Below are 21465 nucleotides of genomic sequence, written 5' to 3'. Positions count from 1 at the left end.
CTCGCGCAGATGGTGAACACCCGTGAGGGCGGCTCGGGCGCGAGCGGGGTGGGCAACTACCTCCTCAACCGCGCCAAGCCGCATCTGCCGCCGTGGCTCGGTGCGGCCGGGGTCGGCGCGGCCGGGTGGCTGGGCAACATGCGCTGGGAGGGCTCCCCGGGCGCCGCCGTCGGCCTGACGCTGACCTCGGTGGCGGTGACCGGCGGCGCGTACGTGATCGGCAAGAGCGCGAGCAAGCAGCGCCGTCTGCACTCCGCGATCACCACGGCGTTCGGCTCGGCGTGGCTGACGGCGGCCTGCCTGGCGGGCCCGGCGGCCGGACCGGTCGACGACCTGTACCTGATGGGCGGCCCCGCACTGGCGCTGTCGTGGAACGTGCGGATCTTCATGCGCGCCTCCGACGGCGGCCAGGCCAGCGCGGACGGCGGGCTGATGGAGAAGATCGGCCTTGCCCGTGCGCAGATCAGGGCGGCGCGGGCGGAGCCGAACCGTGCCACGGCGCGCGTTGAGCTGGATGCGGGCACGCAGACGAACGACGACATGGCCTCGGCGCTGCCGCGCATCGCCTCCGCGCTGGACCTGCCGGCCTCCGCGGTGCGCTACCAGCCCGACCCGGACTCGGCTCGGCGCGGGGACCTGGTCATCGTGCCCGAGGACATGCTGGCTGAGACCGTGGAGTGGGAGGGGCCTTCGAACCTCGGCGGTTCGATCGCGGACCCGCTGGTCATCGGCCGTTACGACGACGGCTCGCCGCTGCTGCTGTGGCTGCCGGGCGACGAGAAGCAGGGGCGCAACTCCACGCATGTGCTGATCGCGGGCGGAACCGGGTCGGGCAAGGGCGACGCCGCCCTGAACCTCCAGACCGAGATCCTGTCCCGCCGTGACGTGACCATGGTGTTCTCCGACCCGAAGTCGTTCCAGGACTTCCGGCCGCTGCTGCCCGGCTACGACTGGGCGGTGGAGGGCGGCACCCCCTCCGAGGTCATGGTCGCGGCCGTCCAGGCCGCCGTCCCGGCCCGCACCCGCTGGCTCGGCCAGCACCGCTACCGCCAGTGGGTCCCCGAAGCCGCGCGCGAACAGCGCGACCCCAAGCACTCCTGCCGCCCTGACGGCACGGCGTGCGGCTGCCCGGGGATGCCGTTCATGGTCGCCTGGTTCGAAGAGGCCGCGAACACCCTGCGGTTCATGGGCGACGACGCGTTCACCGGCATCGCGCAGGAAGCCCGCTCGGCCGGGGTCTCGCTGGTCATCTCCCTTCAGCGCCCCTCCTACGACCAGATGAGCACGTCCACGCGGTCCTCCATGCCCTCGGTGATCGCTCTGGGCTGCCACCCCGACGACGAGGGCTTCAGCCTTCCCGACGAGGTCCTGGCCGCAGGCGCCCACCCCGGGGCCTGGCGCAACCGCAAGCCCGGCTACTGCTACGTCGTCTCGCCCGGCATCGACGAGGACCGGTACGCCTCCCCGGGCCGCACCTGGCGCTTCACACCGGGCGCCGTGGAGACCATGGAGCTGCTGGCCCTGTGGGCGCAGCGCCACGGCGCCGCCGCCGACCCGATCACCGCACAGGCACTCAAGAGCGTGGCCGGGGCTGCCTACGCCGGCCGCCCCGCCCCCGACACGGGCGCGTCGGAGCCCGGCACACCCGTGCCGGCACCAGCCGTGCCCGAGACGGACGCGGACGACGAGGGCGGGCTGGAGGTCGACCCGGAGGACGAAGGGATTGACCCCGAGCAGGAGCTGCCCGCGCCGCAACAGGGCGACGATGCCCCGATCTTCGGGCAGGAGGCGGGCCGCAAGCCCACCCCGGCCGAGGCGCGCCGCCTCTTCGCTCAGGCGCTCGACGAGTTCGAAGCCGCGGGGCAGATGGTCGTCGGCCCGAAGGACTTCTACGACTGGTGCGCGGCACATCAGCTCTCCCGCGCGTGGGTCTCCGAGCGGCTGAAGGAGGCCTACCTGGACGGGCGCCTGGCGGAGACCGGGAAGACCGGCCGCTGGCGCATCATCCCCCGCCCCGAGGACGGCTCGCCCGTCGCCCTGACGGCCGCCTGACACCTGACACCGTCACGGCCGCCTGACACCCAAACCCCTAGGCACACGCGCTGTCACGCGCCCTGACAGCAGGCCGCTGACACCGCCTGACACCCGTTCCTGACACCGGCCCGCGGGCCCGCACGCCCCACCCGGGGGTGCGGGCCCGCGCCCGTCCGGGGACGCGGAAGGGAGCATTTGCATGCACGCCACGGGTCCGCCCGACAGCATGGCCCCGCACATCCCCGCCGACGACTACCGGCGCGCGCAGGCCACCGGCCAGCCCATCGTCATCATCCGCACTGCCACCGCTCCGGCGCCCCGGCGGCCGGCACGCGCCTACCTGCTCCCGATCGCCGTGGCCGGCGCCGCCGCCATCGGTCTGCTCGGTGTCGTCGCCGCGTTCCTGGCGCTGCTCGATGCCGCCGCCCACACCGCCATCGCGATCGGCGGCGCCGCCGGGCCGCTCGGCATCGGCGGCATCACCTTCAAACTCACCCGTCCCAAGGCCAAGTGACCCGCCAAGGGAGGAGCCATGGCCTGCACTACCTGCACCGGGCACCACCCCGTTCCGCTTCGGCGCTTTTCCGCCGGAGACGTGCGCGCCTCGCTGAAGGCCGCGCACGCCGCGACGGAGGAACGCGCCCGCACCGACCAGCCCGTGCACGTCCACTACGACCTGCGCACCGACGCCTTCGTCGTCCTGCGCACCGACCCCGCCAAGGAGGTCACGTCGTGAACGCTCCCACCACCCCACTGGACCTGATCCTCGGCCGCGACCAGGCCAGCGCGTTCCTCCATGCCCGCGCGCAGGACCTGGTCCGGCTCGATCACCTGCCCGAGCCGGTCGCCTTACGACTCGTGCACCGCGGCGTGCTGCGCGGCGACCCGCTGGTGCTGGCCGACGAGCGCCAGATGTGGACGCTGCGCGCAGACACCGACCCCGACGACGCCCCCGCCCACCGCCTGTGCGTCCACGCCCGCCGCACCTGCCCGCCCCGCGTGCTGGTCAGCGACCCCGACGACCCCACCGGCGAGATCGACGAACTGCTGCTCGAAGTGCTGGAGATGTACCAGCTCGCCACCTGGTACCCCCTCCCTGGAGCGGTGGGGCGGGTCGCATGAGCGCCGTTCTGTGGCCCGTCACCGCCCGCATCGTCGCCGCCCTGAACCGGGCCAACGGCATCGGCACGTCCGGGGCCGTCGCCCCGGGGCACGAGGTTGCGCAGCGGCTACTGAAGGTGACCGAGGAGGCCGGGGAAGCCGCCGCTGCGTACAGCGGCATGACCGGCCACAACCCGCGCAAGGGCACCACCCACAGCCGCGCCGACGTCGCCGACGAACTGTGCGACGTCATCATCGCCGCCGCCGTCGCCCTGCACTCCTTCACCACAGCCCCGCCCACCGTGCTGGAGGCCAAACTCCACGCCGCCGCCCGACGGCTGCACGCCCCCGCCGTCAGTGGCCACCCCCCAGCACTGACCAGCCCCGGAAGGGAATCTCTGTGAACACCCAAGACCGCTCCGGTCCCGAGAGCGTCCGGCCCACCGCGTGGCCGGACGGACCGATGCTGGCTTTCGATGTGGAGACCACCGGCACCGATCCGGAAACTGCCCGGATCGTGGCCGCGGCGGTCGCCGCGGTCGGCGGTGACACGCCGCCAGAGACCACCACGTGGCTGCTGGACCCCGGCATGGAGATCCCCGCCGAAGCGACCGCGATTCACCACATCACCACCGACCAGGCCCGCGCCGACGGGTGCGCACCGGCCGAAGCGCTGCCCGAGATCATCGCAGCACTCGCGGAGCCGCTGGCCGCGGGTTTCCCGCTGGTGGTCTTCCGCGCCCCGTACGCGCTGACCGTGCTTGCCCGCGAGTGCACTCGCCACGACGTGCCGTTCCTGGACGGGGACGTGGCGCCGGTCATCGACCCGGCCGTGCTCGACAAGCAGGCGGAGCGCTACCGCCGCGGGCGGCGCACGCTGCCCGCGCTGTGCGAGCACTACCGCGTGCGCCACGACGGCCCGAACGACACCGTCCAGGATGCGTTAGCCGCCGCCCGCCTCGCCTGGCGCCTGCCCCGCGTCCACCCCCAGTTCGCCGCCATCGCGCTGGACGACCTGCACTCCCGTCAGCAGGCGTGGGCGGTAGAGCAAGCCGCCGGTCTGCAAGCGCACCTGCGCCGTACCGACCCTGCGGCCACCGTGGCCGCGGACTGGCCCCTGATCCCTGCACCGGCCGAGGAGAAGTAGTGACGTTTGACGTCCGAATCATCTGCGACGACCGCGACGCCGACGCCATCACCCGCGCCCTGGCCGATGCCTTCCGCACCGGCGCACCCCGGACCTACCCCACCCGCGACGGCATGCGTACCCGTCTCTACCTCACCGCCGATCTGAAGCGGCCCGAAAGCGACCAACCGAACGCCTGACAACGCCAAGGGCGGCCCCCCATTCCGCCAAGAACCGGGGCCGCCCTTGCCCACCAACTGAACAGTGGAGGCCTCCAGCATGATGCAACCGACCGACAACAGGCGAGAGGCCCTGATGGGCGCCGCCTTGAAAGCCGCCGCCCGCGGCTGGCACGTCTTCCCCCTCCGACCCGGCACCAAGCGCCCGGCCCTGCACGGGGAGCAGAAGTGCCCGCGTACCGGCGCATGCGCAGGCGGGCACCGGAAGTGGGAGCAGCGCGCCACCACCGACCCCGAGCGCATCCGCGCCGCCTGGGCACGGGCGCCGTTCAACGTCGGCATCGCCACCGGCCCCTCCGGGCTGGTCGTGGTCGACCTGGACACCCCGAAGGACAAGGGCAGTGCGGACGCCCCTAACGGGGCGGCGACCTTTGGGGCGCTCTGCGAGCGCGCCGGGCACCCCCTCCCCGGCACCTACCGCACCCGGACTGCGAGCGGCGGGACGCACCTGTACTTCACCGCCCCGCCCGGGGTCCGTCTGGGCAACACCGCGGGCACCGTCGGCGCGCTGGTCGACACCCGCGCCTGGGGCGGCTACGTCGTCGCCGCGGGCAGCCTCACCCCCACCGGGCCCTACACCCCCCTCAACAGCCTTGACGCGGCTCCGCTGCCCGCATGGCTGCTGGCCGTGCTCCAACCGGCCCCCGAGCGCCCGGCCGGACCGCTCCGGCTCCCTGCGGTGAGCGGCAGCCGCGCGGCCCTGGCGGCGCTGGAACGCGAGTGCGCCGTGGTGAGCGCGGCGCCGGAGCGCGAGCGCAACGACACCCTCAACCGCAGCGCGTTCAAAGTGGGGCGCTTCGTGGCCTGGGGCGACCTGGCCCGGCACGTGGTGGAAGAGGCCTTCCAAGCGGCTGGGGAGGCGCGGGGACTCACCACGGCCGAGTGCCGCGCCACCATCCAAAGTGCCCTGGACAGCTCCCTCCGCAAAGCCCGCCCGAGGGGGGCGGCATGAGCACCTCCCTGCCTCTCCCCTTGGAAGGCCTGCCCGAGGCGCCCTCCGGCCCGCCGGTCGCCAAGCGGCCGGTGCGTGCTGCGGCCGTGGGCGCCCCGAAGAGCGTCGCCCGTCAGGGCGTCCTCACTGCTCTTCGTCCTGACCCGCGCCTCGGCGACGGGCGGTACCCGATCGCGTGGCTGCACATCTGCGCCCCGCGCGGCGCCGTCCCCACGGCCACGTCATGGTGCGCGTGCGGGCGCGACCGCAGCGCCGTCGGCCACCGCAAGGTGCTCTCCCTCATCGCCGACCACGCAGACCACAGAGACCTCTGCCCCCTTCGCACCACCCAGAAAGGGGGGAACGTCGCATGAGCAGCCCCACCCCGCCCGCGCCGTCCATCGACGGCGCAGCCCTGCTCGACGAGGTCGAAGCGTTCCACCGCCGCTTCAACGTCTTTCCCACCGAGGCCGCCTACGTCGCCGTCACCCTCTGGGACGCCCACGCCCACCTCATCGACGCCTTCGACGGCACCGCCCGCCTCGCCTTCCTCAGCCCCGAGCCGGGCTCGGGGAAGTCCCGCGCTCTGGAGATCGTGGAAACCCTGACCCCCCGAGCGGCCACCACTGTCAACGCCTCCGCCAACGCCCTGTTCCGACTCGTGGAAGCCGACGAAGGAACCCCCACGCTCCTGTTCGACGAGATCGACACCGTCTTCGGCCCCAAGGCAGGCGGCAACGAAGAGGTCCGTGGGTTTCTCAACTCGGGCTACCGACGCGGCGCCAAGTCCCTGCGCTGCGTGGGGGATGGCTCCGCCCAGAACGCGGAATGGTTCTCCTCGTTCTGCGCGGTGGCCATGGCCGGACTCGGCTCCCTGCCTGACACGATCCTGACCCGCTCGGTCATCATCCGCATGCGCAAGAAGGCCCCCAACGAGAAGGCCGAGCCCTACCGACGGCGCGTCCACGAGAAGGAGGGCCACGCCCTGCGCGACCGGCTCGCGGAATGGGCCGCCGCCATCCACGACCAGGTCGCCCAAGCCTGGCCGGAGATGCCCGAGGGTGTCTCCGATCGGCCCGCCGACGTGTGGGAACCGCTCCTCGCGGTCGCCGACGCGGCTGGCGGGCACTGGCCCGAGCGGGCCCGCGCCGCCTGCGTCACGCTCATCAAGGCCGCCCAGGAAGGCGACGAAGCATCCCTCGGGGTGCGGCTGCTGACCGATCTGCGCGACCGCGTGTTCTGCGGTGCCGACCGCATGCCCACCGCCGCCATCCTCGAAGTCCTCCTCAGCCTCGACGACGCCCCGTGGGCCGACTTGAGCGACGACGGCCACAACGCCAAGCCGCTCACCGCCCGCACCCTGTCCAAGCTCCTGAGCCAGTACGTGCGCCCCGACAACACGCCCATCCGCCCCCGCGGCATCCGGGTGGGCAGCGGCACCCCCAAGGGCTACTACGCGGAAGACCTCAGCGACGCCTGGACCCGCTACTGCCCCCCTCCCCCCGGAAAGTCCGCAACAGCCGCAACAGCCGCAACACCGCAGGTCAACGGGGGCGATTCTGTGGCGGAAGCCGCATCTGGCAGTCGCCACACGCACGCGGAAGCCGACACACGCCCCCTGCGCATCGCAGGCTGACCACCCTCACATCACCGGCGTCGCCACGCCCACGCGTTGCGGCGCCTATCCGCAACACAAACGGCATCCGCCACAGATGCGCGCCGCTGACCAGCGATGTTGCGGCGTGGCGGATGTTGCGGATTCTCAGGGACGAGAGGAGCACGCGGTGACGACGGCCGCGTACCGCCCGCGCGATGACAAGCTCACGATCGCGGAGGTCTGCAAGGACCTGAAAATTTCACGCTCCACCTTCTACGACTGGCGCGCGAAGGGCCGCGCGCCACGCTGCATCAAGCTGCCCAACGGTGATCTGCGGATAAGGCGCAGCGATTACGAGCACTGGCTGGACGCTCGCGAGGACGTCGCCTGATGGACGGCACGACGTACAAAGTCAAGATCTGGAAGATCTCGGTCTATAAGGGCAAGCGTAAGACCACCCACACCGTCCGCTGGGAGCTGGACGGCAAGGAGTGGCGAGCGCCGTTCGCGACGAAGCCGCTCGCGGACGCCTTCCGCTCCGAGCTGGTCAGCGCCACACGCCGTGGCGAGGCGTTCAGCCTCGCCACGGGGCGCCCGGTTTCGCACCAATCTGGCGCCAGTGGCGTGAACTGGTACGACTTCGCTGTGCAGTTCACGGATGCTCAGTGGCACCGGACCGGGGGCAACAGCCGCAGGACCACGTCCAAAGTGCTCACGGCCACAACGATCGCCATGCTGCGGGCACAGCCGGCCGCCTTCAAACCGATCGACGTACGCCGCGCGTTACGCGAGTTCGCGTTCAACACGCGCCGCCGGGAGGAGGCACCCCCCGAGGTGGCCACGATCCTGAAGTGGGTGGAGCGCAACACCCTGTCCGTGGCTGCGTGGGAGGACTCGGTCAAGGTTGAGGAGATCCTGCACGCCGTATCCACAAAGCTCGACGGCACGAGGGCAGCGGCCTGGTCCGCCAAGCGCGCTCGGCGGGTCCTGAACGTGGCGATGGAGTACGCGGTCAAGCATCGGATCCTGCGTGCCAACCCCTTGCCCAAGGGGAGAGGTGCAACGCCGAAGACGTCCAACGCGGTGGACCGGAGATCCCTCATCCACCCGCACCGGATGGCGCGGATCTTGGCGCACATCCGGCGCCGCCCCCGAGGCGGTCGGCGGCTGCACGCGTACTTCGCCACGATTTACTACACCGGGCCACGCCCGGAGGAGGCCGTGGCGTTGTACGTGGAGGACTTTCGGCTGCCGCCTGAGGACGCCGAGGACCAGTGGTGCGACGTGGTGATCCATACGGCGGAGCCGGAAGTCGGGAAGAACTGGACCGACGACGGCACGCTGCACGAAGAGCGCGATCTGAAAGGACGGGCCGAGGGCGACACGCGCGTCGTGCCGGGCCCTCCGGCGCTCACGAAGATCATACGGGCGCACATCGAGGCAGAGGGGTTGAAGCCCGGCGACCGCATGTTCAAGGGCGAGAAGGGAGGCATCATTTCCGGCTCGGTGACGCGCCGAGCGTGGGGGAACGCTCGCAAGGCGGAACTGACCGAGCGGGAGTACGAATCCCCGATGGGGAAGCGGATCTATGACATCCGGCACACTCGGCTGACGAAGTGGCTCAATGACGGCATTCCGCCCGCGCAGGTCGCGTACTGGGCAGGCAACAGCGTCCCGGTCCTGCTGGCCTTCTACGCCGGATGCATCGAGGGACAGCTCCCGGATCTCAAACGCCGGATGGACGCTCAGGGGGATCTCCCCGAGCTGCCCGGGGAGGACTGAGCCCCGAGCGAATTTCTCCGCGTATTCACCGCAGCCACCCGCAGAAACCTGGTGACAGCCGGACAGTGCCGGACCCTGCCGCGCCTACCGCGGGCGGGTCCGGCGCTCCGACTCCCGCCGGGCATGCCGCCCCTGACCAGCAAAAAGGCCTTCCCGAAGGAAGGCCGGTGAAGTGCGCCCCCGGCAGGACTCGAACCTGCGGCCAAGTGCTTAGAAGGCACCTGCTCTATCCACTGAGCTACGGGGGCCGATGGTGGCCGGTGGCCTGGAGCCCGGTGTGGGGCCGGTCCGTGACCTTGCCGGGGACAAGGATAGGGCTCCTGCGTCCGTGTCCCTGGTGCTTCACCTCCGCGCCGCGATGTGGAGGTTCGGTGAAGCGGTCCTGATAATCGCAGGCAGGTGCGAATCTCGCACCGCTTTTGGCGTCTGACGCCCCGGGTGTTGTGCACTCGTTATGCCTGTGCCCCAGTCATCCCTTCCGTCACGTGTGTCCGATCGGCGCGCAGGCGTGCCCATATGCTTCAGAAAGCCGTCAAAATTGGGCATTCTTCGCATGTGGTGACCTTGGACGTACGGCCTCAATTGCTTGACGCGCTGACCACCCTGCGTGAGCGCGTCGCCGCCGCACGCTTTCCGCTCCCCCTGCCGGGGGCGCCACGCGCGCGTGCCAACCGGGACGAGCTCCTCGCCCAGCTCGACGACTATCTGGTGCCCCGCCTCAAGGCCCCCGAAGCGCCCTTGCTGGCGGTCGTCGGCGGGTCCACCGGAGCCGGCAAGTCGACGCTGGTGAACTCCCTGGTGGGGCGGCAGGTCAGCGAGGCGGGGGTGCTGCGGCCCACGACCCGCACCCCGGTCCTCGTCTGCCATCCGGATGACCGGCACTGGTTCGCGGGGGTGAGAATCCTGCCCGACCTCACCCGCGTGTGGGTGCCCCGCCAGGACGGCGACGAACCGGCCCCGCCCGCCGAGGACGACCCGGTCCTGCGGGTGGAGACCGCCGACACGCTGCCCGCCGGGCTCGCCCTGCTCGACGCCCCCGACATCGACTGCCTCGTCGCCGAGAACCGGGTGCTCGCCGCCCAGCTCATCTGCGCCGCGGACGTGTGGGTCACCGTCACCACGGCCGCCCGCTACGCCGACGCGGTGCCCTGGCACCTCCTGCGCACCGCCAAGGAGCACGACGCCACCCTCGTCACCGTCCTCGACCGCGTGCCGCACCAGGTCGTCGCCGAGGTCTCGCTCCAGTTCGAGGCCCTGCTCGCCAAGGCGGGCCTCGGCGACGTGCCCCGCTTCACCGTGCCGGAACTGCCCGAGTCCACCGGCGGTGGCGGACTGCTGCCCGCGACCGCCGTGGCACCGCTGCGGGAGTGGCTCGCCCAGCAGGTACGGGACTCCGCCGCCAGACAGGGCGCCCTCGCCCGCACCGCCCACGGCGCGCTCGGCTCGCTCAACTCCCGCCTGCCCGAGCTCGCCGGCGCCGTCGCCGCCCAGTACGCGGCCGCCCTGCGGCTCACCGCCGCCGTCGACGAGGCGTACGAGAGCGAGCACGCGCGCGTACGGGAACGCCTCCAGGCGGGCGCCGTGCTCGCCGGGGACGCGCTCAAGCGCTGGCGGGCCTACCCGCTCGACTGCGGCCCGAGCGAGCTCCTCGACGCCGTCTCGGCCGGCCTGGAGACGCTCCTGCTGTGCGCCGTCACCGCCGCCGACGAACGCGTCGACGAGGCCTGGCGCCGGGAGCCCGCCGCCCGGCTCCCCGAACTCGCGCACCACCGCGACAACGGCGCCGACCACCGCATCGGCATGGCCGTACGCCGCTGGCAGCGCGTCCTGGAGGAGTACGTCGAGGACGAGATCCGCGCCGTCGACCGCGCCGACAAGAGCGCCGCGCCCGACCCCGAGGTGCTCACCGCGCTCCTCGCCACCGCCCTGCTCGGCGGGCGCCGCGCCAGCTCCGCCGGGGAGGGCCTCGCCGCCCGCGTCGGCGCCCACGGCGCGCTGCGCCTGCGCGACCGCGGCGGCCGGCTCCTCACCGCCTACCTGGACAAGGTCCTCGGCGCGGAGCGGGAGCGGCGCCTCGCCCCCCTCGACGCGCTCGGCGTCCACCCCGAACCCCAGGCCGAACTCATCGCCGCGCTGTCCGTACTGCAGAAGGAGAGGTGACCGCGGTGACCGCCGTCACGGATCACACCGACCACGCCGACCGGCCCGACGACGACACGGCCTCCCGCGCGCGGGAGGACGAGGAGATCTGGGACGACGGGCTCATCGCGCGGCGGGTCAACGAGAACAGCGAGAACGACGAAGCGGACGGCACCGGCACCCCCGCGGGCGACGAGGCGCCACGCCCGGCCCCCGCCCGCTCCGGCCGCCCCAGGGGAGCCGCCGGAGCGGGCCCGTCCGCGTACGACAAGCCCTCCCGGTACGGCAGGTCCTCCGGCTACGACTCCGGCCACGGCAGCACCTCCGTGTACGACATCGGCGCCTCCAGGGAGACGACCGCCCTCTACGAAGGGCCGCTGCGGGGCCGCCTCGACGCCCTGCGGGAGCTGATCGGGCTCTCCCGGACACGGCTCGACAGCACCACGCTCGCCGAGGCCGGACGCGTCCTGGACGAGGCGGCGGCGCGGCGGCGGCTGTCCGACCGGCACACCGTGGTCGCCGTCGCCGGGGCCACCGGAAGCGGCAAGTCGACCCTCTTCAACGCGCTCGCGGGCGTCATGATCTCGGAGACCGGCGTCCGCAGGCCGACCACCGCCGCCCCCATCGGCTGCAGTTGGACCGACGGCGCGGCCGGGCTCTTCGACCGGCTCGGCATCCCCGGCCGGCTGCGCCGCCGCCCCCTCCAGGGCTCCGACGCCGACGCCATGGAGGGCCTCGTCCTCGTCGACCTGCCCGACCACGACTCGGCGGCCGAGGAGCACCGCGAACACGTGGACCGCATCCTGCGCCTCGTCGACGCCGTCATCTGGGTCGTCGACCCGGAGAAGTACGCCGACGCGGTGCTGCACGAGCGCTACCTGCGGCCCATGGCGGGCCACGCCGAGGTCATGTTCGTCGTGCTCAACCAGGTGGACCGGCTGCCCGGGGACGCCGCCGACCAGGTCCTCGACGACCTGCGGCGCCTCCTCGACGAGGACGGCGTCGCGCTCGGCGAGCACGGCGAGCCCGGCGCCACCGTGCTCGCCCTGTCCGCGCTGACCGGCCAGGGCGTCGGTGAGCTGCGCGAGGCGCTCGGGCAGTTCACGCGCGAGCGCGGCGCCGCCACGCGCCGCCTGGAGGCGGACCTGGACGCGGTGGCCGCCGACCTGCGCCCGGTGTACGCCGCCGAGGCGGCGCACGCCCCCGGGCGCGCCCGCGTCGGGCTCAGCGAGGAGGCGCGCGAGGAGATCGCCGACCGCCGCGCGGAGGCCGCCGGCGCGACGGCCGTGGGCCAGGCCGCCGAGCGGGCCTGGCGCCGGCACGCCAACAAGGCGTGCGGCACGCCCTGGCTGCGGCTGTGGCGCTGGTACGAGGCGCGGCGCTCGCCCTACAGCTCCATCCTCCGGCCCACGCTGCGCCCTCCCGTCGACGAGGAGGCCACGGCACGCGCGCGCGTGGAGCACGCCGTGCGCACGGTGGCCGACGAGGCGGCGGCGGGCCTGCCCACGCCGTGGGGCCAAGCCGTGCGGGAGGCGGCGGCCCGCGGCGCCGAAGGCCTGCCCGAGGCCCTGGACGAGCTCGCCCTGCGGGCCGGGCTGCCCCAGGGGCGGCCGCCGCGGCCCGGCTGGTGGCCGGTCGCGGTGCTCGCGCAGGCAGCCATGACCCTGCTCCAGATCGTCGGCGGCCTCTGGCTCGGGGGGCAGATCGTGGGCCTCGCGGACCCGAACCTGGGCGTGCCCGTGCTGCTGATGCTCTCCGGCATCCTCGGCGGCCCCGGCGTGGAGTGGCTGAGCCGGATGGCGGCCCGCGGACCCGCCCGGCGGTACGGCTTCGAGGCCGAGCGGCGGCTGCGCGAGGCGGCCGCGGGGTGCGGCCGGGCCCGCGTGCTCGACCCGGTGGCGGCGGAGCTGCTGCGGTACCGGGAGGTGCGGGAGCAGTACGTGCGAATGGCGCGGCGGAACGCCTCCTTCGGGTGACGGAGTTGTCCACAACCGGTGGGTAGGGCACAGCGCTCGGCGGGTCCGGCCCGACCGGCGCAGTCTGGAACCGCGGTCGTGGCGGCCGCCGCCGACGCGGGAGGGCCCCGCACGCGGTGGACGAGGGAGGGGTTACGACGATGAACGACACGATGGTGACGGTGGTGGGGAGGGTGGCGACGACCCCCGTGTTCCGGGAGCTCCCGTCCGGCCCGGTGACACGCTTCCGCATCGCGGTGACACCCCGTCACTTCGACCGTACGCGGAACGAATGGACGGACGGGCACACCAACTTCTTCACGGTCTGGGCCCGCCGGACCCTCGGGGTGAACGCGCAGAGCTCGCTCTCCCTCGGCGAACAGGTCATCGTCCAAGGCCGGTTGAAGGTCAAGGACGAGGAGCGCGGCGGCCAGCACTGGATCTCCGTGGACATCGACGCCCAGGCCATCGGCCACGACCTGGCGCGCGGGACGTCCGCGTTCCGGCGCGGCAAGGCCCTTGACCACGTGCCGGATCAGCCACGAGGTCAGGCGGCGGGCGAGGGGCAGGCGCCCGACGGGGCGCGGAAGGAGCCGGAGCCCGCCTGGGAGTCGCCGCCCGACGGGGGCGCGGAGGTCACGGGGGCGAGGGCAGGGGCCGAGACGGAGGCCACGCCCGACGCGGGCCGGGGCGGGCGCGCCCAACCGGCGGCGGTGGGCTGACGCGTCCCGTCCGGACGGCCGCCGTCCGGCCACCGGCACCGGCGCCGACGTGCGCAGCACCGAACCGCCGTCGGCCGCCCAACCACCCGCAAAACCATGGATTTGTCGATAAGCCCAGCTCAACAGGCGCCCTGGCGATAACGATTCCGATTCGGATCGGTTGTCGGACGGCACCTCAGGGAATGGTGGTGCGCCGCCTCCTTAGGATGCCGGGCGTGGCTCCGTGGGGCCGACGAGGTCTGAGCGGGCGGGTCGGCAGGTGACTCTGCTCGGTTGCATCTGCTGGCGGGACCAGTCCCCCCATGTGATCGGTTCCGCCCGGAGGGGAATTCTGTGTTTGCTGCGTTGTCCATACGGAGCCGGGGCGCCGTGCGCCTCGCCGCCGCGCTGGTCGCGTCCGGGCTCGTCTCGGCGGGCGCGACGGCCACCGCGACGGCGGCCGTGACGACGGACGCCCCGCCGTACCGCGGCGGAGCCACCGCCACCCTCGACGGCCTGAAGACCTACGGCCAGGCGGTCGTCCGCGAGGACGGCGGCACCCGGCGCATCCCCGCAGGCCTCTTCCAGATGTCCGTCGACAACGGCGGCACCCTCCAGACGTACTGCGTCGACATCCACAACCCCACGCAGAAGGACGCGCAGTACAAAGAGACCCCCTGGAGCGGCACGTCCCTGCACGCCAACGCCGACGCGGGCAAGATCCGCTGGATCCTCCAGCACTCCTACCCGCAGGTGAACGACCTGGCGGAGCTGGCCCGCAAGGCCGGCGCGCCCTCCCTCACCGAGGAGACGGCGGCGGCGGGCACCCAGGTGGCGATCTGGCGCTACTCCGACAAGGCCCGGGTGGAGGCGGTCGACCCGCGGGCGGAGAAGCTCGCGGACTACCTGCAGCGCAGCGCGCGCCGGGCCCCGGAGCCCAAGGCGGCGCTGACCCTGGAGCCGCCCGCCGTGGCCGGGCACCCGGGGCAGCGGCTGGGCCCGGTGACCGTGCGGACCGACGCGGACAGTGTGGCCGTCATCCCGCCCGCGGACTCCACGAGCGGGGTGAAGGTCGTCGGCAGGAACGGCAAGCCGGTCACGACGGCGTCCGACGGCAGCGAGCTGTACTTCGCCGTCCCCAAGAACACCCCGGACGGCATGGCCTCGCTGGACGTGCAGACCTCCACGACCGTGCCGGTCGGGCGGGCCTTCACCGCCGAGACCAGGAGCCAGACGCAGATCCTCGCCGGCTCCAGCGAGTCGACGGTGTCCGCGACGGCGACGGCCCACTGGGCCGCTGAGGGCGCGATACCGGCGCTGTCGGCGGAGAAGAACTGCGCCGCCCGCGGCCTGGACATCACGGCGAGCAACAAGGGCGACGCGCCCTTCACCTTCAGCCTGATGAACACCAAGCACACCATCAAGGCCGGACAGACACGGACCGTGACAATACCGCTGCAGGAGGACCAGCCCTACGACTTCACGATCACCGGGCCCGCCGGCTTCGAGAAGCGGTTCCAGGGGGTGCTCGACTGCAGGACCGAGGGCAGCGTGACCGGTGTCGGCAGCAAGGCCCAGCCCGCGCCCCAGCCGAGCCCCGCGTCGGCGGGCGGCACGTCCGGCGGCGCCGACCTCGCGGCCACCGGCGGCTCGAACGCGACACCGCTGATAGCCGGCATCGCGATCGCCCTGGTCGTGGTCGGCGGCGGCGCGGTCTTCCTCCTGCGCAAGAAGGACGCCCCGGTCGGCCCCGCGCCGACGCAGGCCCCTGACGGTTCCGAGAAGTGAGCGCACCGTAGTCGCACGGTGACGGCATGAACGTCACCGGGCATCGACACGAGCGCCGTACCCCGTCCCGCCCCGCCCCGGCGCCCCGTGCCGGGGCGGGGAGGCGGGCGGCTATCCGGTTTCCTCCGGGGGGTGGCCGTCAGGCAAGATGGGGTGTATCTGCCCACACACTGATTGCCGGACGGTTTCTCTTGGCTGAGTTCATCTACACCATGCGCAAGGCGCGCAAGGCGCACGGCGACAAGGTGATCCTCGACGATGTCACCCTGAACTTCCTGCCCGGCGCGAAGATCGGTGTCGTGGGTCCGAACGGCGCCGGTAAGTCCACGGTGCTGAAGATCATGGCGGGTCTGGAGCAGCCGTCGAACGGCGACGCGTTCCTGTCGCCCGGGTACAGCGTCGGCATCCTGCTCCAGGAGCCCCCGCTGAACGAGGAGAAGACGGTCCTGGAGAACGTCCAGGAGGGCGTCGCCGAGGTCAAGGGCCAGCTCGACCGGTTCAACGAGATCGCCGAGCAGATGGCGACCGAGTACACCGACGAGCTGATGGAGGAGATGGGCAAGCTCCAGGAGAAGCTCGACCACGCCAACGCCTGGGACCTGGACGCGCAGCTCGAGCAGGCCATGGACGCGCTGGGCTGCCCGCCCGGCGACTGGCCCGTGACCACCCTCTCCGGTGGTGAGCGCCGCCGCGTCGCGCTGTGCAAGCTCCTCCTGGAGGCCCCCGACCTGCTGCTGCTCGACGAGCCCACCAACCACCTCGACGCCGAGTCGGTGAACTGGCTGGAGCAGCACCTCGCGCAGTACGCGGGCACCGTCGTGGCCATCACCCACGACCGGTACTTCCTGGACAACGTCGCCGAGTGGATCCTGGAGCTCGACCGCGGCCGCGCCTTCCCCTACGAGGGCAACTACTCCACGTACCTGGAGAAGAAGCAGTCCCGCCTCAAGGTCGAGGGCCAGAAGGACGCCAAGCGCGCCAAGCGGCTCAAGGAAGAGCTGGAGTGGGTGCGGTCCAACGCCAAGGGGCGCCAGGCCAAGTCCAAGGCGCGTCTGGCGCGGTACGAGGAGATGGCCGCCGAGGCCGAGAAGACCCGGAAGCTGGACTTCGAGGAGATCCAGATCCCGCCGGGCCCGCGCCTGGGCAACGTCGTCGTCGAGGTCGAGCACCTCAGCAAGGCCTTCGGCGACAAGGTCCTCGTCGACGACCTCAGCTTCACGCTGCCGCGCAACGGCATCGTCGGCGTCATCGGCCCGAACGGCGCGGGCAAGACCACGCTGTTCAAGATGATCCAGGGCCTGGAGGAGCCGGACTCCGGTTCGATCAAGGTCGGCGACACCGTCAAGATCTCGTACGTCGACCAGAGCCGCGCCAACATCGACCCGAAGAAGACGCTGTGGGCGGTCGTCTCCGACGAGCTGGACTACATCAACGTGGGCCAGGTCGAGATGCCCTCGCGCGCCTACGTGTCCGCGTTCGGCTTCAAGGGCCCGGACCAGCAGAAGCCCGCGGGCGTGCTCTCCGGCGGTGAGCGCAACCGGCTGAACCTGGCGCTGACCCTCAAGCAGGGCGGCAACCTGCTGCTCCTCGACGAGCCGACCAACGACCTCGACGTCGAGACGCTGTCGTCGCTGGAGAACGCGCTCCTGGAGTTCCCGGGCTGCGCCGTGGTCGTCTCCCACGACCGCTGGTTCCTGGACCGCGTCGCCACGCACATCCTGGCGTACGAGGGCGAGTCGAAGTGGTTCTGGTTCGAGGGCAACTTCGAGTCGTACGAGAAGAACAAGATCGAGCGCCTCGGCCCGGACGCGGCCCGTCCGCACCGCGCCACGTACAAGAAGCTCACCCGGGGCTGACATGGCCCGCCACCTCTTCCGCTGCCCGCTGCGGTGGTCGGACATGGACGCCTTCGGGCACGTCAACAACGCCGTCTTCCTGCGGTACTTGGAGGAGGCGCGGATCGACTTCATGTTCCGGCTCTCGTCGAAGGACGGCCCGTCGTTCTCCGGTGGGTCCGTGGTGGCGCGGCACGAGATCGACTACCTGCGGCCGCTGGTGCACCGGCACGAGCCGGTCACCATCGAGTCGTGGGTGACGAAGATGGGCGCCGCGTCGCTGACGATCTCGTACGAGGTCAAGGACGCGGAGCAGGTGTACGCGCGGGCCTCGACGGTGGTCGTGCCGTTCGACCTGCGGGCGCAGCGGCCGCGGCGGATCACGGCCGAGGAGCGGGCCGTCCTGGAGCGCTACCAGGACGACGGCGCCGAGGGTCCCGACGGCGGTGCCGACGGCGCGCGGGCGCTCGTCGCATGACCGTGCGGCTGCACTTCGCGGAGCCCGGGGAGGCGGCGGACCTCGCCGCCTTCCTGGCGCGTCTGATCCACTACGACAAGGCGGCGGCGGTGCGGCTGCAGGCGGCGGGGGAGACGCTCGCCGTGTTCGGGCGGCCGCCGTCGTTCGAGGTCCTCGCGATCCGCACCGCGCGGCTCGCGAAGCCCTTCGAGCACGGGCTCGACACGTCGCTCGACGTGACGGTGTCCGCGGGGGAGTTCCTGGAGGCCGTGGGGGAGTCGGCGGACGCCGCGGAGACCGCGGGGACGGCCGCCGTACCGCAGGCGGTGACCGGGCCGCCGTGGGCGGGGGTACTGCCGCCGCGGGGCGGCTGGGCGCGGGTGCCCGGGCTGCCGTCCGGGTCCGCGGTGCGGGCCCTGGTGCAGGCGGCCGTGGCCGAATTCCGGGCACGGGTCGAGGAGTTGGCGCCGGAGCGGCGGGTCCGGGCGGAGCTGGACCGGCTGGGGCGGGAGATATGGTCCCGCACCGTCGCCGGGACCGGGCTGCCCGTGCGGGCCGCGCACGCGGCGCAGTCCCTGGGGTTCCTGCGGGGCGACGCGCTCGACCTGCTGTCGTCGGGGGCGTGGCTGCGGCTGCGCACGCCGTACGGCTCGGTCGCGCTGCGGCGGGCCGGGGTCGGGGCGCTGTCCGTCAGCCCCGTGTGACCGGTCGCCCGGCGCCCACCGGCGGCCGGGGCCGCGGGCGGGTCGTCAGCCAGGGGTGTTGACCATGGAGGCCGCCGCGTAGGTCAGGTAGTCCCACAGCGTGCGCTCCTGGTCCTCGGTGAGGTCCAGGGAGTCCACGGCGTCGCGCATGTGCCGCAGCCAGGCGTCGTGCGCCGCGCGGTCGACCGTGAAGGGGGCGTGACGCATCCGCAGGCGGGGGTGGCCGCGGTGGTCGCTGTACGTGCGCGGGCCGCCCCAGTACTGCATCAGGAACAGGACCAGGCGCTCCTCGGCCGGACCGAGGTCCTCCTCCGGGTACATGGGGCGCAGCAGCGGGTCCTCGGCGACTCCCTCGTAGAAGCGGCGCACCAGGCGCCGGAAGGTCTCCTCGCCGCCGACCTGTTCGTAGAAGGTCTGCTCCTGAAGCGTGCCGCGTGGATTCTCTGTCACGCCTCCATGGTCTCAGACGCCGCGGCCGAGGACGGAAGGCTTAGGACCGCTCGCATCGCGCGGCCCGGGGCAGCACAGTGGGGGTATGGGTGCGCAAGCTCCGCTCAGCGACGAACCCGACCCGGCCCTCGCCGAGGAGGCGCGGGCCTCCCTGGTGCGCGACATCGCCGCGGGCGGGGCCTTCGACGGCGACCCCGGCTGGCGGGAGGCGTTCGAGGCGGTGCCGCGCCACCTCTTCGTGCCCTACTACTACCTGGGCGTGCCCGGGGGCTACGAGCGGCTGTGGGGCGAGGACCCCGACCCGGTGCGGCGCGGGCGCTGGCTGCGCGGGGCGTACGCGGACGCGCCGCTCGCCACCCGGGTCAGGGACGGGGAGCTGCTCTCGTCCAGCAGCCAGCCCTCGCTCATGGCCCGGATGCTGGTGGAGCTGCGGGTCGGGGACGGCGGGACGTACGACGTGCTGGAGATCGGGGCGGGCACCGGGTACAACGCGGCGCTGCTCGCGCACCGGCTCGGCGAGGAGCACGTCACGACCGTCGACCTGGACCCGGAGATCACCGAGTCGGCGCGGCGGCACCTCGCCGCCGCCGGGTACCGGCCCGCCGTCGTCACCGGCGACGGCGCGGCGGGGTGCGCGGAGCGGGCGCCGTACGACCGGATCATCGCGACCTGCACGCTGAACGCCGTGCCCCGGCCGTGGCTGGCGCAGTGCCGGCCGGGGGCGCTGGTGCTCGCGCCCCTCGCCACGGGGCTGATCGCGCTGCGGGTGCGGGACGCCGAGCACGCGCAGGGGCGGTTCCTGCACACGCCCGCGTACTTCGTGCCGCTGCGCGGCGGCAGCGTCCGCGAGCCGCGGGAGCAGCAGCTCGGCGGGCTGCCCCGGCGGGCGCTGCAGAGCGAGCTGTTCCGCTTCCTGCTCGAGCTGACGGCGGGAACGGTCGACCCGTACGAGGCGCTGGCGCTGTGGCAGCGCGAGGGGCGGCCGGTGCGGGAGCGGTTCGGGGTGACGGTCAGCGGGGAGTACGCGTGGGCGTGGCTGGACGACCCCGAGGGGCCGTACGCCTGGCCGCTGTGACGGCGGCGGGCGTACGGCCCCTCGGTGGCGGCCGGTGTCGGCCGTGTGCTTCCGGGCCGGTGGCGGCCCTCCGGCTCAGTCGCGCCGGACGGTGATCGTCGTCCAGGCGCCCACGTGCACCTTGTCGCCGTCCTGGAGCGGGACGGGGACGAACGGCTGGATGGGCTCCTCGCCGCCGTTGACCGTGGTGCCGTTGGTCGAGTTCTGGTCGACGACCGCCCAGCCGCCGTCGGGCTGCTGCACCAGGATCGCGTGCTGGTGCGAGACGCCCGGGTCCTCCGGCGGCACCGACAGGTCGATGTCGGGGGTGTCGCCGGTGGAGTGGCGGCGGCGGCCGATGCTGACCTGGTTGCCGACCAGCGGGTGCCGCTGCTCGGGCGAGTACGCGGGCAGGTTGAGCCCCGCGGCCTCGGGGCCGCTGCGCTGCATCATCGCCATGAAGTACTCGCGGTCGGGGCCGACGGTCGCCGTCCAGTTGCCGGGACCCTGGGGCTGCGCCGAGCCGGGGAAGCCCTGCTGCTGCGAGCCCTGCGGCTGACCGGGACCGCCCTGGCCACCCGGACCGCCCTGACCGCCTTGGCCGTCCTGTCCGCCGGGACCGCCCGGCGGCGAGATGACCCAGTCGTCACCGCCGCCGCCCGGACCCGAGGGGCCGGGCGGGGGGCCCTGCGGAGCGCCGGTCTCGCGCGGGAACGCGGGCGGCGCGGCCGGGGCCTGCTGGAAGCCCTGGGGACCACTGGCCGGCGGCGCGGAGGGGCCACCGCCGAAGGACGGGATCGGCTCGGCCGGACGGTTCACCTGCGAGGGCCGGGAGCCCTGGTAGTCGAACGAGTCCTGGCCGGGGGCCGAGGGGCCGCCGGAGCCGGGCGCCGGGGGGAACGGACGGGAGGCGTCGGGGCCGCCGGGACCGCCGGGGCCGCCCGGGCCGTCGTGACGGCTGGGGCCACCGGGACCACCGGGGCCCTCGTGACCGCCGGGGCCAGCAGGGCCGCCGGGACCACCGGGGCCGTCGGGGTTGCCGAAGCCGCCGGGCCCGCCTGGGCCACCGCGGTCACCGCGGTCACCGGGACCATTGGGGCCACCGGGGCCACCGGGGCCTGCGGGACCGCCGGGGCCGTCCGGGCCGTCGAAGGGACGCCGACCGCCCGGCCCGCCGGGACCGTCGGGCCCGCCGAAGGGACCGGGGCCGCCCTGACCGCCGGGGCCGTCGAAGGGACGGTGACCGCCCGGCCCACCCGGGCCGCCGGGTCCGTCAGGACCGTCGAAGGGGCGCGGGCCACCGGGGCCGCCAGGACCTCCCGGGCCGTCGGGGCCGCCGAAGGGGCGGGGCCCGCCGGGCGCACCGGGGCCACCCGGGCCGCCGGGTCCGTCGGGACCGTCGAAGGGGCGCGGGCCACCGGGGCCGCCAAACGGACCGGGCCCGCCGGGACCACCCGGCGCACCGGGGCCACCCGGGCCGCCGGGCCCGTCGGGACGGCCGAACGGACCAGGCCCGCCGGGCCCACCGTGCGCACCAGGACCGCCGGGGCCACCCGGGCCGCCGGGCCCGTC

The 21465-nt window shown here is 73.4% G+C and carries 22 protein-coding genes and 1 tRNA gene; 20 read left to right on the top strand and 3 right to left on the bottom strand.

Translation table 11 applies throughout. The features are described from left to right. The first annotated feature begins 9 nt into the window (after positions 1-9). The 12 genes from traB to IE330_RS16485 all read left to right on the top strand — a co-directional run bounded on the left by traB (position 10) and on the right by IE330_RS16485 (position 8810). Complete coding sequence (gene traB / locus IE330_RS16540; protein ID WP_190136805.1) at positions 10-2052, top strand: plasmid transfer protein TraB; 2043 nt, start codon at positions 10-12, stop codon at positions 2050-2052. Positions 2053-2233: 181 nt separating this feature from the next. After that, positions 2234-2548 carry a hypothetical protein gene (locus IE330_RS16535; RefSeq protein ID WP_190136780.1) on the top strand — a complete coding sequence of 105 codons (315 nt, stop codon included), beginning with the start codon at positions 2234-2236 and terminating at the stop codon, positions 2546-2548. An 18-nt stretch (positions 2549-2566) separates the two neighbouring features. Next, positions 2567-2770 carry a DUF8839 family protein gene (locus tag IE330_RS16530; RefSeq protein WP_506005381.1) on the top strand — a complete coding sequence of 68 codons (204 nt, stop codon included), beginning with the start codon at positions 2567-2569 and terminating at the stop codon, positions 2768-2770. Then, positions 2767-3156, top strand: a complete 390-nt coding sequence (locus IE330_RS16525) for a hypothetical protein (protein WP_190136778.1) — start codon at positions 2767-2769, stop codon at positions 3154-3156. Before IE330_RS16530 ends, IE330_RS16525 begins: the two co-directional genes overlap by 4 nt. Next, positions 3153-3539: a nucleoside triphosphate pyrophosphohydrolase family protein gene (locus tag IE330_RS16520; protein ID WP_190136777.1), complete on the top strand. Its 387-nt coding sequence runs from the start codon at positions 3153-3155 to the stop codon at positions 3537-3539. The genes IE330_RS16525 and IE330_RS16520 overlap by 4 nt, the downstream gene beginning before the upstream one ends. Next, positions 3536-4282: an exonuclease domain-containing protein gene (locus IE330_RS16515; RefSeq protein ID WP_268257298.1), complete on the top strand. Its 747-nt coding sequence runs from the start codon at positions 3536-3538 to the stop codon at positions 4280-4282. Before IE330_RS16520 ends, IE330_RS16515 begins: the two co-directional genes overlap by 4 nt. Continuing rightward, on the top strand, positions 4282-4461 hold the full coding sequence (locus IE330_RS16510) for a hypothetical protein (RefSeq protein ID WP_190136775.1): 180 nt from the start codon (positions 4282-4284) through the stop codon (positions 4459-4461). The genes IE330_RS16515 and IE330_RS16510 overlap by 1 nt, the downstream gene beginning before the upstream one ends. A gap of 79 nt (positions 4462-4540) precedes the next feature. Then, positions 4541-5452 carry a bifunctional DNA primase/polymerase gene (locus tag IE330_RS16505; RefSeq protein WP_229925695.1) on the top strand — a complete coding sequence of 304 codons (912 nt, stop codon included), beginning with the start codon at positions 4541-4543 and terminating at the stop codon, positions 5450-5452. After that, positions 5449-5805 (top strand): hypothetical protein, encoded by a 357-nt coding sequence (locus tag IE330_RS38970; protein WP_229925694.1) that lies wholly within the window; start codon positions 5449-5451, stop codon positions 5803-5805. Before IE330_RS16505 ends, IE330_RS38970 begins: the two co-directional genes overlap by 4 nt. Further along, on the top strand, positions 5802-7067 hold the full coding sequence (locus IE330_RS16495; RefSeq protein ID WP_190136774.1) for a DUF3631 domain-containing protein: 1266 nt from the start codon (positions 5802-5804) through the stop codon (positions 7065-7067). The genes IE330_RS38970 and IE330_RS16495 overlap by 4 nt, the downstream gene beginning before the upstream one ends. Before the next feature lie 148 nt (positions 7068-7215). Then, positions 7216-7419, top strand: a complete 204-nt coding sequence (locus IE330_RS16490) for a helix-turn-helix transcriptional regulator (RefSeq protein ID WP_229925693.1) — start codon at positions 7216-7218, stop codon at positions 7417-7419. After that, a complete protein-coding gene (locus IE330_RS16485) occupies positions 7419-8810 on the top strand; it encodes a tyrosine-type recombinase/integrase (RefSeq protein WP_190136772.1) in 1392 nt (463 codons plus the stop codon). The genes IE330_RS16490 and IE330_RS16485 overlap by 1 nt, the downstream gene beginning before the upstream one ends. Positions 8811-8985: 175 nt before the next feature. On the opposite strand, the gene IE330_RS16480 is transcribed toward IE330_RS16485, so the two are convergent. Beyond that, positions 8986-9058, bottom strand: a tRNA-Arg gene (locus IE330_RS16480). A 307-nt stretch (positions 9059-9365) separates the two neighbouring features. Here IE330_RS16480 and IE330_RS39885 point away from each other — a divergent pair. The 7 genes from IE330_RS39885 (at position 9366) to IE330_RS16445 (ending at position 18389) form a co-directional block, all read left to right on the top strand. After that, entirely contained in the window at positions 9366-10970 is a 1605-nt protein-coding gene (locus IE330_RS39885) for a dynamin family protein (protein ID WP_308439016.1), read from the top strand. A 5-nt stretch (positions 10971-10975) separates the two neighbouring features. Next, the gene (locus IE330_RS16470; RefSeq protein WP_373314663.1) at positions 10976-12925 is read left to right on the top strand and encodes a GTPase; all 1950 of its coding nucleotides are present in this window, start codon (positions 10976-10978) and stop codon (positions 12923-12925) included. A 140-nt stretch (positions 12926-13065) separates the two neighbouring features. Further along, positions 13066-13626: a single-stranded DNA-binding protein gene (locus tag IE330_RS16465; RefSeq protein WP_190136770.1), complete on the top strand. Its 561-nt coding sequence runs from the start codon at positions 13066-13068 to the stop codon at positions 13624-13626. A gap of 351 nt (positions 13627-13977) precedes the next feature. Further along, positions 13978-15393 (top strand): Cys-Gln thioester bond-forming surface protein, encoded by a 1416-nt coding sequence (locus IE330_RS16460; RefSeq protein WP_190136801.1) that lies wholly within the window; start codon positions 13978-13980, stop codon positions 15391-15393. 191 nt (positions 15394-15584) lie between these two features. Further along, positions 15585-17249 carry an energy-dependent translational throttle protein EttA gene (ettA, locus tag IE330_RS16455; RefSeq protein ID WP_190136769.1) on the top strand — a complete coding sequence of 555 codons (1665 nt, stop codon included), beginning with the start codon at positions 15585-15587 and terminating at the stop codon, positions 17247-17249. Position 17250: 1 nt separating this feature from the next. Then, a complete protein-coding gene (locus IE330_RS16450) occupies positions 17251-17706 on the top strand; it encodes an acyl-CoA thioesterase (protein ID WP_190136768.1) in 456 nt (151 codons plus the stop codon). After that, a complete protein-coding gene (locus IE330_RS16445; protein ID WP_190136767.1) occupies positions 17703-18389 on the top strand; it encodes a DUF8185 domain-containing protein in 687 nt (228 codons plus the stop codon). Before IE330_RS16450 ends, IE330_RS16445 begins: the two co-directional genes overlap by 4 nt. 45 nt (positions 18390-18434) lie before the next feature. On the opposite strand, the gene IE330_RS16440 is transcribed toward IE330_RS16445, so the two are convergent. After that, positions 18435-18839, bottom strand: coding sequence for a globin (locus IE330_RS16440; protein WP_190136766.1), 405 nt, complete (start codon positions 18837-18839; stop codon positions 18435-18437). 85 nt (positions 18840-18924) lie between these two features. Between IE330_RS16440 and IE330_RS16435 the strand changes: the two genes are divergently transcribed. Next, positions 18925-19914 carry a methyltransferase domain-containing protein gene (locus tag IE330_RS16435; RefSeq protein WP_190136765.1) on the top strand — a complete coding sequence of 330 codons (990 nt, stop codon included), beginning with the start codon at positions 18925-18927 and terminating at the stop codon, positions 19912-19914. Positions 19915-19989: 75 nt separating this feature from the next. Here the strand turns inward: IE330_RS16435 and IE330_RS16430 are convergent. Then, positions 19990-21465: FHA domain-containing protein (locus tag IE330_RS16430; protein WP_190136764.1), on the bottom strand; the 1476-nt coding region annotated here is incomplete at its 5' end.

Source organism: Streptomyces longispororuber, assembly GCF_014656095.1.
Taxonomy (GTDB): Bacteria; Actinomycetota; Actinomycetes; order Streptomycetales; family Streptomycetaceae; genus Streptomyces; species Streptomyces longispororuber.
This window is presented reverse-complemented; position numbering and strand designations above follow the sequence as displayed.

What these genes read in the sequence shown, in the direction of transcription:
- traB (WP_190136805.1), top strand. Translation starts at nt 10, where the DNA reads ATGGTGAACACCCGTGAGGGCGGCTCGGGCGCGAGCGGGGTGGGCAAC.
- IE330_RS16535 (WP_190136780.1), top strand. Translation starts at nt 2,234, where the DNA reads ATGCACGCCACGGGTCCGCCCGACAGCATGGCCCCGCACATCCCCGCC.
- IE330_RS16530 (WP_506005381.1), top strand. Translation starts at nt 2,567, where the DNA reads ATGGCCTGCACTACCTGCACCGGGCACCACCCCGTTCCGCTTCGGCGC.
- IE330_RS16520 (WP_190136777.1), top strand. Translation starts at nt 3,153, where the DNA reads ATGAGCGCCGTTCTGTGGCCCGTCACCGCCCGCATCGTCGCCGCCCTG.
- IE330_RS16505 (WP_229925695.1), top strand. Translation starts at nt 4,541, where the DNA reads ATGATGCAACCGACCGACAACAGGCGAGAGGCCCTGATGGGCGCCGCC.
- IE330_RS38970 (WP_229925694.1), top strand. Translation starts at nt 5,449, where the DNA reads ATGAGCACCTCCCTGCCTCTCCCCTTGGAAGGCCTGCCCGAGGCGCCC.
- IE330_RS16495 (WP_190136774.1), top strand. Translation starts at nt 5,802, where the DNA reads ATGAGCAGCCCCACCCCGCCCGCGCCGTCCATCGACGGCGCAGCCCTG.
- IE330_RS16485 (WP_190136772.1), top strand. Translation starts at nt 7,419, where the DNA reads ATGGACGGCACGACGTACAAAGTCAAGATCTGGAAGATCTCGGTCTAT.
- IE330_RS16465 (WP_190136770.1), top strand. Translation starts at nt 13,066, where the DNA reads ATGAACGACACGATGGTGACGGTGGTGGGGAGGGTGGCGACGACCCCC.
- IE330_RS16450 (WP_190136768.1), top strand. Translation starts at nt 17,251, where the DNA reads ATGGCCCGCCACCTCTTCCGCTGCCCGCTGCGGTGGTCGGACATGGAC.
- IE330_RS16445 (WP_190136767.1), top strand. Translation starts at nt 17,703, where the DNA reads ATGACCGTGCGGCTGCACTTCGCGGAGCCCGGGGAGGCGGCGGACCTC.
- IE330_RS16435 (WP_190136765.1), top strand. Translation starts at nt 18,925, where the DNA reads ATGGGTGCGCAAGCTCCGCTCAGCGACGAACCCGACCCGGCCCTCGCC.